The organism is Helicobacter sp. (assembly GCF_022770205.1).
Taxonomy (GTDB): Bacteria; Campylobacterota; Campylobacteria; order Campylobacterales; family Helicobacteraceae; genus Helicobacter_D.
On sequence record NZ_JALEIK010000027.1, the window covers coordinates 68,037 to 81,422 of the forward strand.

The following is a 13,386-nucleotide window of genomic DNA, read 5'->3' on the forward strand; positions in this document are numbered from 1 at the left end:
TTTATTGCAAAATCTTATTTTAAGCATTGAAAGCAGTTGTGATGATAGCTCTATCGCACTCATTGGAATTGACGCTTATACTTTAATCTTCCATCAAAAAATCTCGCAAGAAGCAGAGCATAGCACTTTTGGAGGTGTTGTCCCTGAGCTTGCTAGCCGTTTGCACGCAGAATCTTTGCCTTTGATTTTAGAAAAAACAAAACCTTATTTGAGTAATCTTAAAGCCATTGCTGTAACAAATGAGCCGGGCTTGAATGTAACGCTATTAGAAGGAGTGATGATGGCAAAAACGCTAAGTTATGCGCTGAATCTGCCTTTAATTGGCGTTAATCATTTAAAGGGGCATTTGTATTCTTTGTTTTTAAACTCAGATGCGATTTTTCCATTGGGTGTATTGCTTGTTTCTGGTGGGCATACAATGCTTTTAGAAGCGGAGAGTTTTGAGAAAATTAATATTAAAGCACAGAGTTTAGATGATAGTTTTGGAGAGAGTTTTGATAAGGTAGCAAAAATGCTTTCTTTGGGTTATCCCGGTGGTCCGATTGTGGAATCGTGTGCAAAAAAGGGGGTTACTAAATTTAAATTGCCCATCCCTTTGCGGAGCAAAAAGCAATTTGCCTTTAGCTTTTCTGGGCTTAAAAATGCTGTGCGTTTGGAGATTGAAGCAAAAAGTTCGGAAGGGGCTTTAGAAGAGGGCTTCAAAGCGGATTTGTGTGCGAGTTTTCAAGAGAGTGCAATTGCGCATTTGATGCAAAAGTGTAAGATTTTTTTTGAAGAGAATGCAAAAAAATCTAGGAGCTGGAAGTATTTTGGCGTGGTTGGGGGAGCAAGTGCAAATTTAGTTTTAAGAGAAAAAATCCAAGCAATGTGTAACTTTTATGGCGTAGAATTATTGCTTGCACCTTTGGAGTTTTGTTCTGATAATGCTGCGATGATTGGGCGTGCGGCAGTGGAATCTTATAGGCGTAAGGAATTTAGTAAAATAGATTCTTTACAGACGCGTCCTAGAATTGATGTATTTTAAGACTAATTTCAGTTTTGATATTCAATAATTAAAGCGCAAAATTTAATCATCAAAGGAAATGATATGGTAACTTTTAAAGGAAATGCAGTAACTTTAGCAGGAAAGTCAGTAAATGTAGGCGATAAAGCACCTGAAGTCAGTTTAGTAGCGGGTGATTTAAGCGGGAAAAAAGTAGGGGGAGCAAGTGAGAAATACCAAATTATCAATGTTGTGCCATCGCTTGATACGCCAGTTTGTGCAACACAAACACGCAAATTCAATGAAAAAGCTGCATCACTTGCTAATGCAGAAGTTTTTGTGGTTTCACTTGATTTGCCTTTTGCGCAAGGGAGATTTTGCTCAACTGAAGGAATTGCGAATGTTACTGCCTTAAGTGATTTTAAAAATAAAGATTTTGGAAATGCTTATGGAGTGCTTATAGCAGACTCTCCGCTTGCTGGGCTTTTAACGCGTGCTGTGTTTGTCATCAATCCAAAGGGTGAAATTGTGCATAAAGAAATTGTGAGTGAAATCACAGAAGAGCCAAATTATGATGCAGTCTTGAATGCAGTTAAATAATGGCAAAAATATTGCTCTATCTCCACGGATTCCGTAGTGTTGGGCTTTGCTACAAAGGCAAGCAAATTGCTTCCTTTGCTCCAAACTCGCTTACTCCTAATCTCCCTTATGTTCCAAGTTTAGCAATTGCTTATGTGGAATCCATTATCCAAAAAATAGGTGCGCAGAATCTTTGTCTTATTGGCAGTTCACTTGGGGGTTATTATGCGACTTATTTAGCGGATAAATATGCAATCAAAGCAGTGCTTATTAATCCTGTGGTGGATGCTTATGTAACTTTGCTTCCTGCAATTGGTAGGATTCTAGTGCCTTATAGCGGAGAGTCCTTTTTTTGGGATTTGTCATTGGTTGAGAGCTTAAAGCAATATTATGTAAAGAATATAAAAAATGGGCTTTATTGTGTGTTGTTGCAAAAAGGTGATAAAGTGCTTGATTATAGAATTGCACAATTGCATTTTAAGGATTGTAAATGTGTGGTAGAAGAGGGCGGTTCGCATAGGTTTGAGAATTTTTTAAATCAAAAAGAGAGGATTCTTGCGTGGGCAAATTAGCAAAATTACAAAAGAATTGTGTATAATTGTGCATTTTAAAATAAGGAGTTGTTAATGAAAAAGTTTTTATTATGTTTAGGAGTTTTTGTGGCGGTGTTTGCACTAAGTGGTTGTGAGAAGCAAGAATATCAGCATCCAGCGCACAGAAGTGGGGCAGTGAAATAAGTTTAACTCTTGGGATTAAACTTAAAAGTTGGCAATCCTAAGTGATAGCGGATTGCTACTAGGCGGACAATAAAGCCGATGATTAAACACATAATGATGATTGTGTTTTCATCTAAAGCAAAATAATGTTTGCTGACATAATTGCAAATCACATATAAACTTCCAATCAATAAAGAAATGCTTGCATAAAGCTCTTTTTGAAACACAAGCGGAATCCTAGCGCAAAATATATCTCTTAAAATCCCTCCAAATACTCCTGTAATAATCGCTCCAGCAACTGCCATTGCGCCGCTAGGATGCAATTCTAATCCGATGCGTGCGCCAATGACACTAAAGACAGCAAGTCCTAGTGCATCTAGCACTAAAAAAGTGCGTTCAAAGCGTGCCACAAAATAAGGAATCTTTGTTGTTAAGAGTGCTGCAACACAGATGATGGCTAAGTATTCAGGATGTGCTACCCAAGTGAGCGGATAATGTCCAAAGAGAACATCACGGATTGAACCCCCGCCAATTGCTGTTACGCAAGCAATAAATAGCACGCCAAACCAGTCCATATTGTGCCTTCCAGCTGCAAGTGCGCCTGTCATTCCTTCTGCGGTGATTCCAATAATGTATAAACTTGTAAGTAGCATTTTATTCCCTAAATTCTCTAAAAAGATAACCTAAATCGATTCCATTTAAAGTTTTTGCATTGTAGAGATATTCTAAATTTTTTGCGCCTTCTACTAAGTCTTTGCTTTTGATTCCGTGATGGATAGAAATTTTAGCTTCTAAAAATGCGCTTAAATGGTCGCAGTATTTTAAAAATTCTCCAAAAATTGGGGTTTGTGGGTTTAGTGTGGCAATTTCTTGTAAAAATTCTTCGCCTAGATTTTTGCTATACACGATATTTTTGTTCTTTTTATAGCGGTTTTTAAACTCATTTTGTGTGTAATAGACAATTTCTTTTGCAATGGAGTCTGGGACAATGTTTAAAATTTTTTCCCTAACGGCTTCTTCTTCAATTTCTTTTATAAAAGCATCAAGCCCTTTAACATTTTTCTTAATGGGTGAAATAATATCACGCGTTAAAATTTCTGGCAAATCGTGGAATAAACCACAGAAAAAATGTTGGATTTGCATTGTTTTAGAAAACTTCAAATCAAAACCTAACAGATAAGCACAAAGGGCAACAACTAAGGTGTGTCCAAGCACAGAGGTGCAAGGAATGCGTGGTGTTTGACTCCAGCGTTTTTGGAAGCGGAGTTGTCCAAACATATTCACTAGCTCACGCATATCTTTGTAAAGCACAATTTGTCGGATTCCTGCTAGATGGTAATATTCTTGGACTTGTTTATCAATGGTGTCTTTGATATTTTGCACATCATAAAGATGGGGATTAAAATGATAAATAATGTCAAATTCCCATTTAGAAGCATAATAGTGGGAGGCTTTTAGAATCTCTTTTTCTAGGTTTTGCACTTCCCCATAAAGATAATTGCGCATTGCTTCTAAAAATCCAAAACCTTTTAAATATTCTTCTAATTGTGTGCAGACAAAATCCACTAAGGCTTTGTTGTGTTTTTGGACGAGCTTGTGAAAAACAGGGGGCTTAATGTCTGTTAGAATGATGCGCTCTAAAAATTCATAGCAAAACTGCATAATTAGGCGTTCAAAGTCAATTTCTGTGCGATTTTCTAGCATTTCATAATGGGCTAACAAATAAGCAATCACAATTTTATGCGCTTGTTTATCAAGCTCTATAAACTCTATTGGTGTGGCTTGGTCATTCCAGCGTCTAATATTTGCTGCAACAAAAATTTTTTGTAAAAGGGGGAAGTTTAGAGTGGGTTTTTTGTTTTTGGATTCCATATTTTTCCTAGAGTTTTTATGCGATTATAGCAAATTATATTTACCTTTTGTTAATCAAACTCAAGGGCAGTTTAGATAGAATATGGGGCTAATTTTAATTTTTAGAGGAATGAATGGATACAGCACAAAAGCTCATAAAAGGCGTCATTGAAGGATTCTGTAATTTTCGTGTAACAATTGTTTTATTGCTTGCTTATGGCATTGCCTGTGCTGTTGCAACCTTTGTAGAGAATGATTATGGAACTCCAAGTGCTAAAGCTTTGGTGTATAATGCGCAGTGGTTTGATTTGTTGCATTTGCTGCTTGTGTTAAATCTTATTGGTGTTTTATTGCTCTCAAGGGTGTTGCAACGCAAAAAATACGCTTCCTTTTTATTCCATTCCTCTTTAGTGGTGATTTTTATAGGAGCTACAATCACGCGTTATTATGGTTTTGAAGGGATTATGCATATCCGTGAAGGGGAGCAGAGTAATACAATAGAATCCCAAGAAGAATTTATTACAATTCTTGCAAAAAAAGCAGATGATAAACTCTATCGTGCGTTTTTTCCTGCAATAATCACTCCTTTGGTGCAAAAGAGATTCCAACAAAGTCTGCCTTTTGAAGATGGTATCTTAGAAGTGCAGTATGTAGATTTTATCCCCGCAAAAGATAAAATGGATGTGGATAGACTTAAGGTAAGGGTGAGCTTTGAGGGGGAGAGTAAAGAGTTAGAAGTCTTAAAAAATATGGGATTAGGTCAGGTTGAGACTTTTGTGCTTGGTGGCAGAAAATTTGCATTAGATTGGGGGAGTCGCACGATTGTTTTGCCTTTTTCTATTGCATTAAAGGATTTTCAGTTAGAGCGTTATGCAGGTTCTATGAGCCCTTCTTCGTATGCTTCTGATGTTGTGGTGATTGATCCAATCAAGAATACAGAAGAACCCTATCACATTTATATGAATAATGTTTTAGACTATGGAGGATTCCGCTTTTTTCAATCTTCTTATGATTTAGATGAGCAAGGCACAATTTTATCTGTCAATAGAGATCCCGGAAAGATTCCAACATATATTGGTTATGCAATGCTTACACTTGGCTTGCTTTGGGCGATGTTTGCTAAAAATGGGCGTTTTTATCGTTTAGGGCAATACTTAAAGATGCAAAATTTAGTTGTGGCTTTTGCGATTTGTTTTGGAATCTTAAATGCGATTCCATTGCACGCAACTCCACAAATGGCGCAACAAGCGCAAAATGAACTAGAAGCCCCAAAAAATATGGACACAAAGTTGGAATCCAAAAACGACAAGCACGATGATGAAATGCACGCTGATGAAATGTTTGAAGAATTACCCATTACCACAGAGAGTATTTTAGATTTAATTGAAAATCTTAAGGAAAAAAGTGGTGCGCATACGCATAAATTTGGGCGTTTAATTGTGCAAGATTTTGGTGGAAGAATGAAGCCTATGGATACTTTAGCAATGGAATATGTGCATAAAATGACAAAGAAAGATAGTTTTTTGGGACTTGATAATATGCAGCTTTTTTTGGGGATGATGGTGTATCCTAATGAATTTAAGAAAGTGAAAATGTTAGCTTTATCTACGCCAAAACTCAAAGAGATAATTGGTGTGGATAAGAATGAGAATTATGTTGCCTTTGAGGATTTGTTTGTGAATGATACCTATAAGCTTGCAAATTTTATTGAGGAGGCAAATCGCAAAAAGCCAGCAATGCGTGATACATTTGATAAAGATGTGATTAGCCTTGATGAGCGTGTCAATGCAGCCTATTTAATTTATACAGCGCAAAGTCTTAAAATTTTGCCAGATTTTAGTGGGGAGAGTGATAAATGGTTTACTCCAAGTGAGGCAATTGCAAGCTATGATAGTCAGAATGCAGAACAGCTCCAAAGGCTTTTTGGGGCGTATTTTAATAGCTTTCATTATGGGTTGATTGAGAATGACTGGGAGAATGCGGATTTCGTAGTGGAAGCATTAAATGGAATCCAAAATAAGTTTGGATTAGACTTGATTCCCCCAAAGATGCAGGTTGATTTGGAGATTTTTTTAAACCACTATAATTTATTTGAAAATTTGACACCGCTTTATATTTGCTTTGGAATCGTTCTTTTTGTTATTGTGCTAGTGCAGATTTTTAGGCATAAAAATGCAGATATTTTTGTGAGTCGCATTGTGCATTGGATTATTGCGCTTTTGGTGCTTGTGCATACGATTGCTTTAGGATTGCGCTGGTATGTAGGCGGACACGCACCTTGGAGTAATGCGTATGAATCAATGATTTATATTGCTTGGGCAGCTGGAATTTCTGGGGTTATATTCTTTAGAAGAAGTTATTTAGCGCAAAGTATGGCAAGTTTTTTAGCAGGAATCTCTTTATTTGTGGCACATCTTGGTTTTATGGATCCTCAAATTGGAAATCTTATTCCCGTGCTGAAATCCTATTGGTTAAACATCCATGTTTCAATCATTACGGCAAGTTATGGATTTTTAGGGCTTTGCTTTATGCTTGGAGCTTTAACGCTTGCGTTGTTTATTCTTAGAAGCCCAAAATATCCAGAGCTAGATCGCACCATTTTAACTTTGCATACTATTAATGAAATGGCGATGATTTTAGGGCTTGCAATGCTAACAATTGGAAACTTTTTAGGGGGCGTGTGGGCAAATGAGTCGTGGGGCAGATATTGGGGTTGGGATCCAAAGGAGACTTGGGCGTTAATTTCTATTGTTGTGTATGTGATTGTGTTGCACGCGCGCTTTATCCCTAAGGCAAATAATCCTTATGTGTTTGCTTCTTTGAGTGTGGTGGCATTTTATTCTATTTTAATGACTTATTTTGGGGTGAATTTTTATCTCTCTGGATTGCATTCTTATGCAGCTGGAGATCCTTTACCAATTCCTGTGTTTTTGTATTATTTTATTGCAATTACGATTCTTTTAATTGTTTTAGCAGCCCGCAAAGGGGATTTACCTGCGCCAAAATTACCCTAGCGGGGTAATACAACCAACTTTATGAAATTTAAGAGTTAATTTTCTATTTTTTTGCTACAATCGGAGTTTATTTAAAATTTAAGGGCAGTTTTTATGTCTGAAATTATTGGAATTAAGACAGATTGTGCAGTTTATGATACGCAAAGTGCTGAAGAATTAGGAATCAATGGCGAGCCGATTTATTTTGATAATTCTGAAGATGCACTTTCTATTACGCGCCATACCTGTGCGCATTTGATGGCAGAAGCACTCAAAGCTCTTTATCCTGAAGCGCAATTCTTTGTAGGTCCTGTGGTAGAGGAAGGATTTTACTATGATTTTCGCGTGAATTGTAAAATCGGGGAAGAGGATTTGAGTAAAATTGAAGCAAAGATGAAGGAAATTGCTAAAAAGGGTGAGAAAATTACAAAGTATTATCTAACGCGCGAGGAAGCTGTGCAGAAGTTTCAAAACGATGATTTAAAACAAGCAGTGATTAGTAAGATTCCATTAGGCGATGGGAGATTAAGCATTTACACACAAGGTGAATTTGAAGATCTTTGTCGCGGTCCGCATTTACCAACATTAAAGTTATTGAAGGCTTTTAAGCTTACAAAAATCGCTGGTGCGTATTTAGGCGGTGATGAAAACGCAGAAATGCTAACTAGGATTTATGGAATCGCATTTGCTGATAAGGAGAGTTTAAATCAGTATTTGCGTCAACTTGAGGAAGCAAAAAAGCGTGATCATAGAAAAGTTGGTGTGGAGATGGAGCTTTTTACCTTTGATGAAGAAGTGGGTGCTGGATTGCCCATTTGGCTACCTAAGGGTGCTAGACTTAGACGCAATCTTGAAAATCTCTTAACACAAGCTTTGATTGAACGCGGATATGAGCCTGTGCGCGGTCCTGAAATCTTAAAAAGTGCAGTGTGGAAAACAAGTGGGCATTATGCAAACTATGGCGAGAATATGTATTTTACAACCATTGATGAAGTAGAATATGGGATTAAGCCTATGAATTGCGTGGGGCATATTAAGGTGTATCAAAACTCTTTGCATAGTTATCGTGAGTTGCCTTTGAGATTTTATGAATATGGTGTGGTGCACCGCCACGAAAAAAGTGGAGTGTTGCACGGATTGTTGCGTGTGAGAGAATTTACGCAAGATGATGCGCATATCTTTTGTCGTCCTAATCAAATTGCAAGTGAAGTGGAGAGCATTATTGATTTTACGCAAAAGATTATGCAGGCTTTTGGTTTTAGTTATGAAATGGAGATTTCTACAAAACCTGAAAAGTCTATTGGTAGTGATGCAATTTGGGAGGAGGCAACACAAGCATTGAAGGGCGCATTGGAGCGATGTGGGATTGCTTATAAGATTGATGAGGGCGGTGGGGCTTTTTATGGTCCTAAAATTGATATAAAAATCACTGATGCAATTGGTAGAAAATGGCAGTGTGGAACTGTGCAAATTGATATGAATTTACCAGAACGCTTTACTCTAACTTACACAGATGAAAACAATAGCGCGCAGCAACCTGTGATGATACATAGAGCAATTTTAGGAAGTTTTGAGCGTTTTGTGGCGATTTTAACAGAGCATTTTGGTGGAGAGTTTCCGTTTTTTATCGCACCAACGCAGGTGATTATTATTCCTATTGGTGAAGCACAGCATACTTATGCTAAGGAATTGCGCAATGCTTTATTGAAAGTTGGTGTGTATGCTGAGATTGAGGATAAAAATGAAACGCTTAATAAACGCATTCGCAATGCAGAAAAACAAAAAGTGCCAATGATTGCGGTGCTTGGGGCGCAGGAAGTTGAAGGCAGGGCGGTATCAATACGCGATAGGCGTGCTAAAGAGCAGTCAAATATGAGTTTTGAATCTTTTATAACATTAACTAAGGAGAAAATGCGTGAGGTTAGCTTTTGAGTAAAAATGATGGTGTAATCCTCAATGAGGATATTGACTTTCCGCAAGTGCGTTGTGTGGATGATGATGGTGAGCAGTATGGTTTGATAAGTGCAGATGAGGCTTTAAAGATTGCAGATAGTAAGGGCTTAGATTTGGTGTTAATCGCACCAGATGCAAAGCCTCCTGTGTGCAAAATTATGGATTATGGAAAATTCCGTTATCAGCAAGAAAAAAAGCAAAAAGAGGCTAAGAAAAAGCAAAAACAAATTGAAATTAAAGAGATTAAACTTTCGGTAAAAATTGCTAGCAATGATATTAATTATAAAGTCAAGCACGCCAAAGAGTTTTTAGAAGAAAATAAGCATGTGCGATTCCGTGTTTTTTTGCGTGGGCGTGAGGTTAGTGAACCTCAAGCAGGTTTTGAAGTTTTAAATAAGGTTGCTGCAATGTTAGAAGATGTTGCAAATATTGAAAGAGATTTTAAGACAGAGGGGCGTTATGTGAATATGCTTGTAACGCCTAAGAAATAGAGGTTCATCTGTTTTAGATCATTTATTTTATGAAAGGAGAATAACAATGCCAAAGATGAAAACAAATCGTGGTGCTGCAAAAAGATTTAAATTGAAAAAAAATCGTATAAAGCGCGGTTCAGCATTTAAGAGTCATATTTTGACAAAAAAACGCCCAAGAAAAATTGTAAATCTTAATGCGCCAAAATATGTGCATAGTGCTAATGTTGAGTCGGTTAAAAAAATGCTTTGTATGGCATAGGCTAGAAGTTTCATACATTTAGTATGTCATCCCCCTAATTTTAGGGCAAGTTTGGTAGAAATACCGCACCACAATATGGTAAAGGATAGAAAATGGCAAGAGTGAAAACAGGTGTAGTGCGAAGAAGACGCCACAAAAAAGTTTTAAAGTTAGCGCGCGGTTTTTATAGTGCAAGACATAAACATTTTAGAAAAGCTAAAGAGCAATTAGAGAGAAGTTTATGCTATGCCTTCCGTGACAGAAAACAAAGAAAAAGAGATTTTAGAAAACTTTGGATTGTAAGAATTAATGCAGCTTGTAGAATGAATGCAATCAGTTATTCAAGATTTATGTTTGGTTTGAAAAAGGCGGGCATTACGCTAGATAGAAAAATTCTAGCAGATATTGCAATGCACGAACCAGTTGCATTTGCAAAAATCGTTGAAAGCGCAAAAAAGGCATTATAGTTAGCTTTGAGATTCTTTAGGGAATCTCTTAAGCCTTTTGAAATTATGGTGTTGATCTTAATTTTAAAGGGTTTGTAATGAGAGTTTTTGCTTGTTTTATTTTGTGTGCTATGGCGTTTATCCAAGCGAATGCAGAAATACTCATTAAACAAAGATTGAATGTCGCGATTGATATTACTCCTAAGCAATATTCAAGCAATATTACAATTCTTGCTTCTGAAGAGCTTCAGAAGTTAAAAACTTTAAGCCTTGAAAATAAAAATGCAATCATTAAGACTTTTAATGCGATTAATGATTTCTTAGGCAGCAATAGCATTTGTAAAGGAGGGAGTTTTGTGATAAATCCGTCTTATCATTATAGAGATGGAAAGAGGGTGCAAGAGGGGTTTGAGATAAATTTTAGTCTGCATTGTCAATTTATGGAATCCAAAAAGAAAGAATATAATGCAATTTTAGAGAAAATTGAAACAGAAGTTTCTAAAAATGCTTTGTTAATGTTTTTGCTTCCTAGTGTGGAATTGAGTGTGAGTGATAGGGATTTTAAGCAAAGCGATTCTGTGCTGAATGCAAAACTTTTAGCTTTTGCGTTAGAAACGGCAGAGGAATATGGGAAGCTAACGCATAAGAAATGTTCTATTAAGGAGATTGTTTTAGGTGATGCAAGCAGTGTTGGGGTTATGTTAAAGCGTGAATCGCATTTAATGCCAAGTGTTAAAAACGCACTAGAAGATATTACACTACCAAGTGCTAGCGATACACGGAAGAGTTTATCGGGTAATGTAACATTTGCCTGTCAGTAGGGCTTTTATAAGGAGTTTATTAAGCCCCTAGAAGTTTTGCAAGCGACATTGTGCTTAAGCTATTCTCTTTAAATGCTTCTTTGCTCTGTTTTAGTGTATGGGATTCAACAAGCAAGCGGTTAATTTCTTGATAACTTGATTCAAAGTGTTCTATTAAGGAATTAACAAGATTTCCCATTTGGAGTTTGTTAAAGTTGTTTTCAAGCTTTATCCACATTTCAGAAAGTTCACGACTGACTCCGTTTTTACCATTTTGTAAGGAATTGATGCTTACAGAAATATACATTGCAATGTTAGAGCTAAAATTAATATTGCTGTTGCTTAAGATTCCATTTAGGATTCCATCTTTTAAGCTTATGTGGTTTTGATTGCTTGTGTTTAAGTTGCTTGTTTGTATGTTTTGGGGAGGGGTGCTATAAGCTTTGTTAGTAAGAATGTGTTTGGTTGTGTTTTGTCTTAAAATTGCATCATTTTGTGCTTGATTGTACAAAGCTTTATTTTTAATTTGCTCAGAAACTAAATCAATGTGGTGGATTTTCCCTTTGCCGCCATTATCGTATAAGAAATCAGCACTTTTGCGCTTAATGCCTAATAAATCGCCCCTTTTGCCACGCATTAGTTCTTCGCTCTCTTGCGGGTTTAGATAAATGACTCCTACGCCTTTTTCACCAAGCCCCACAAGCTTGCCTTCGCCATTGCTATTAGGCGTCCAAATTCTTAGTTTGTCATAAATAGGGTCTTCTTTGTCAATTTTTCCGTCTTTATTGGAATCGTAAATGCTTAAATCTTTAAACCCATCGCCACTTTTTGTGCCAAAAAGTTCGCTACCATTGTTGATTTTGCCATCGTTATTTTTGTCTAATGCTAAGAATCCAGAGCCTTTTTTGAGTGTTGCGATTTGATTAGGTTTTCCATCGCTATCAAGGTCAAATTGCATTTTAGTATCGCTTAATTCTGTTCCGTTACCTTCATAATCAATCACAAGCGGGTCAATCACATTTCGGTTTGGTGTTTGTCCACCTTGTGCGTTACCAATTCCGCTGATTTGAAGATTTTGCATAAAGCTTTGTGAGATTCCAATGCTAATGTCAAGTTGTTTTTTTGTGCCGTCATTTGCGAGAATTGTGCCTTGAATAGAAATTTGTAAGGATTGTGAGAAGCCTTGAGAAATGCTAATTCCATTGCCTAGAACCTTTTGCTCTAAGCTTGTATTAAGCAGAGAATCCACACTTATATGAGTGCTTTGAGATGAGTTGTTTGGCTTAACCCCAAAAACCTCTTCCCACATTTTTAACATTTCATCTTTGATTTGAGAAACTTTTTTCAAAGCCTTATCCATAATGATTTTTTGAAAATCACTGAGATGTTCGTTGTTTAAAGAAGTGTTAGAGAGGATTTCTGAAGTTTGTTCCTTAGCATCTTTGTTTGCCATCTCTTCTTTAGGATTCTTTTGGTTTGTGTTTAAATGCGTGGTGGCTGAAGTGTGCGAAAATTCAAAAGCCTTAAAAGAAGAGAAGTTAAAACCTACTTGCATTATTTTTCCTTTTATTTTTTGTCTGCTATTGGCTATATCGGTAGTTTTTTTAGAAATCTAAATGTTTTTAAAGCTAAGCTTGTGTGGTTTGATTTATGTTGGAATTTTTAAATTATTATATTTTTATAAGGAGCAGTAATAACACCAACACAATCTACACTCAAAGAGTTTTTTGAAGGAGATAAGCAATTTTTTATCCCCGTGTATCAAAGGGCATATTCTTGGGAAGAGCCGCAGTGGAAGACATTTTTAGAAGACTTGGAAGGAGCTACAAAGGGTGAAAATCATTACTTTTTTGGCAATGTGCTATTAGAAAAAGACGGCAATAATAGACTTGATATTTTTGATGGACAACAACGTCTTACCACCATTATTATTTTTGTGCGTTGCTTAGTCAATGTGCTAGATTCTAAAGGCTATGATAAAGAGCAGTTAGACTATATCAAGCAAGACTATTTAGAGAATAGAAAAAAGTCGAAGTTAAATGCCCTAGAATACGATAGGGATTATTTTTATGATGTGATTATTGCCAATAGTGATAATAAACACAAGCCACAAACGCCATCACAAGAACGCATTTTAGAAGCAAAAAAGTTTTTCACAAAAGCATTGAAAAGCAAAGAGTTAGCCCAACTTGAAGAAATATTTCAAGCCATGCAAAAAGCACAAATAATAAAGCTTGAATTTAGCAACAAAAAAGATTCTGTGTTAATGTTTGAGCTACAAAATAATCGCGGCAAAGATTTAACAAATATGGAAAAGCTAAAAAGCTATCTTGCCTATCAAATCTACACTTATAG

13 protein-coding genes are annotated in these 13,386 nt (G+C 36.5%); 10 read left to right on the forward strand and 3 right to left on the reverse strand.

Annotated elements, in window-relative coordinates; genetic code table 11:
• Nucleotides 1–4: 4 nt before the first annotated feature.
• The 3 genes from tsaD (at nucleotide 5) to MRZ19_RS05780 (ending at nucleotide 2,133) form a co-directional block, all read left to right on the forward strand.
• A complete protein-coding gene (gene tsaD / locus MRZ19_RS05770) occupies nucleotides 5–1,024 on the forward strand; it encodes a tRNA (adenosine(37)-N6)-threonylcarbamoyltransferase complex transferase subunit TsaD (RefSeq protein ID WP_291031288.1) in 1,020 nt (339 codons plus the stop codon).
• 63 nt (nucleotides 1,025–1,087) lie between these two features.
• Nucleotides 1,088–1,582, forward strand: coding sequence for a thiol peroxidase (gene tpx, locus MRZ19_RS05775; RefSeq protein ID WP_291031290.1), 495 nt, complete (start codon nucleotides 1,088–1,090; stop codon nucleotides 1,580–1,582).
• Entirely contained in the window at nucleotides 1,582–2,133 is a 552-nt protein-coding gene (locus tag MRZ19_RS05780; protein WP_291031291.1) for a YqiA/YcfP family alpha/beta fold hydrolase, read from the forward strand. The genes tpx and MRZ19_RS05780 overlap by 1 nt, the downstream gene beginning before the upstream one ends.
• Nucleotides 2,134–2,300: 167 nt before the next feature.
• Here MRZ19_RS05780 and MRZ19_RS05785 read toward each other — a convergent pair whose 3' ends face one another.
• Nucleotides 2,301–2,930: a trimeric intracellular cation channel family protein gene (locus tag MRZ19_RS05785; RefSeq protein ID WP_291031296.1), complete on the reverse strand. Its 630-nt coding sequence runs from the start codon at nucleotides 2,928–2,930 to the stop codon at nucleotides 2,301–2,303.
• Between the two features lies 1 nt (nucleotide 2,931).
• A complete protein-coding gene (locus MRZ19_RS05790) occupies nucleotides 2,932–4,149 on the reverse strand; it encodes an HD domain-containing protein (protein WP_291031298.1) in 1,218 nt (405 codons plus the stop codon).
• Nucleotides 4,150–4,262: 113 nt separating this feature from the next.
• Here MRZ19_RS05790 and ccsA point away from each other — a divergent pair, with 113 nt between their 5' ends.
• The 6 genes from ccsA (at nucleotide 4,263) to MRZ19_RS05820 (ending at nucleotide 11,052) form a co-directional block, all read left to right on the forward strand.
• Nucleotides 4,263–7,142 (forward strand): cytochrome c biogenesis protein CcsA, encoded by a 2,880-nt coding sequence (ccsA, locus tag MRZ19_RS05795; protein ID WP_291031300.1) that lies wholly within the window; start codon nucleotides 4,263–4,265, stop codon nucleotides 7,140–7,142.
• Nucleotides 7,143–7,235: 93 nt separating this feature from the next.
• On the forward strand, nucleotides 7,236–9,053 hold the full coding sequence (gene thrS, locus MRZ19_RS05800; protein WP_291031302.1) for a threonine--tRNA ligase: 1,818 nt from the start codon (nucleotides 7,236–7,238) through the stop codon (nucleotides 9,051–9,053).
• Nucleotides 9,050–9,565, forward strand: coding sequence for a translation initiation factor IF-3 (infC, locus tag MRZ19_RS05805; RefSeq protein ID WP_291031304.1), 516 nt, complete (start codon nucleotides 9,050–9,052; stop codon nucleotides 9,563–9,565). Before thrS ends, infC begins: the two co-directional genes overlap by 4 nt.
• Nucleotides 9,566–9,611: 46 nt before the next feature.
• Entirely contained in the window at nucleotides 9,612–9,806 is a 195-nt protein-coding gene (rpmI, locus tag MRZ19_RS05810; RefSeq protein WP_291031306.1) for a 50S ribosomal protein L35, read from the forward strand.
• A 92-nt stretch (nucleotides 9,807–9,898) separates the two neighbouring features.
• Nucleotides 9,899–10,252, forward strand: coding sequence for a 50S ribosomal protein L20 (gene rplT, locus MRZ19_RS05815; protein WP_291031308.1), 354 nt, complete (start codon nucleotides 9,899–9,901; stop codon nucleotides 10,250–10,252).
• Between the two features lie 77 nt (nucleotides 10,253–10,329).
• Entirely contained in the window at nucleotides 10,330–11,052 is a 723-nt protein-coding gene (locus tag MRZ19_RS05820; protein WP_291031310.1) for a hypothetical protein, read from the forward strand.
• A gap of 19 nt (nucleotides 11,053–11,071) precedes the next feature.
• On the opposite strand, the gene MRZ19_RS05825 is transcribed toward MRZ19_RS05820, so the two are convergent.
• On the reverse strand, nucleotides 11,072–12,586 hold the full coding sequence (locus MRZ19_RS05825; protein ID WP_291031313.1) for a hypothetical protein: 1,515 nt from the start codon (nucleotides 12,584–12,586) through the stop codon (nucleotides 11,072–11,074).
• Nucleotides 12,587–12,787: 201 nt separating this feature from the next.
• Between MRZ19_RS05825 and MRZ19_RS05830 the strand changes: the two genes are divergently transcribed.
• A partial coding sequence (locus MRZ19_RS05830) for a DUF262 domain-containing protein (protein ID WP_291031315.1) occupies nucleotides 12,788–13,386 on the forward strand: 599 nt, incomplete at its 3' end.

Bases quoted from the DNA above. Each gene is read 5' to 3' on its own strand.
- tpx (WP_291031290.1), top strand. From the start codon at position 1,088: ATGGTAACTTTTAAAGGAAATGCAGTAACTTTAGCAGGAAAGTCAGTA.
- MRZ19_RS05780 (WP_291031291.1), top strand. From the start codon at position 1,582: ATGGCAAAAATATTGCTCTATCTCCACGGATTCCGTAGTGTTGGGCTT.
- MRZ19_RS05785 (WP_291031296.1), bottom strand. From the start codon at position 2,930: ATGCTACTTACAAGTTTATACATTATTGGAATCACCGCAGAAGGAATG.
- MRZ19_RS05790 (WP_291031298.1), bottom strand. From the start codon at position 4,149: ATGGAATCCAAAAACAAAAAACCCACTCTAAACTTCCCCCTTTTACAA.
- ccsA (WP_291031300.1), top strand. From the start codon at position 4,263: ATGGATACAGCACAAAAGCTCATAAAAGGCGTCATTGAAGGATTCTGT.
- thrS (WP_291031302.1), top strand. From the start codon at position 7,236: ATGTCTGAAATTATTGGAATTAAGACAGATTGTGCAGTTTATGATACG.
- rpmI (WP_291031306.1), top strand. From the start codon at position 9,612: ATGCCAAAGATGAAAACAAATCGTGGTGCTGCAAAAAGATTTAAATTG.
- rplT (WP_291031308.1), top strand. From the start codon at position 9,899: ATGGCAAGAGTGAAAACAGGTGTAGTGCGAAGAAGACGCCACAAAAAA.
- MRZ19_RS05820 (WP_291031310.1), top strand. From the start codon at position 10,330: ATGAGAGTTTTTGCTTGTTTTATTTTGTGTGCTATGGCGTTTATCCAA.
- MRZ19_RS05825 (WP_291031313.1), bottom strand. From the start codon at position 12,586: ATGCAAGTAGGTTTTAACTTCTCTTCTTTTAAGGCTTTTGAATTTTCG.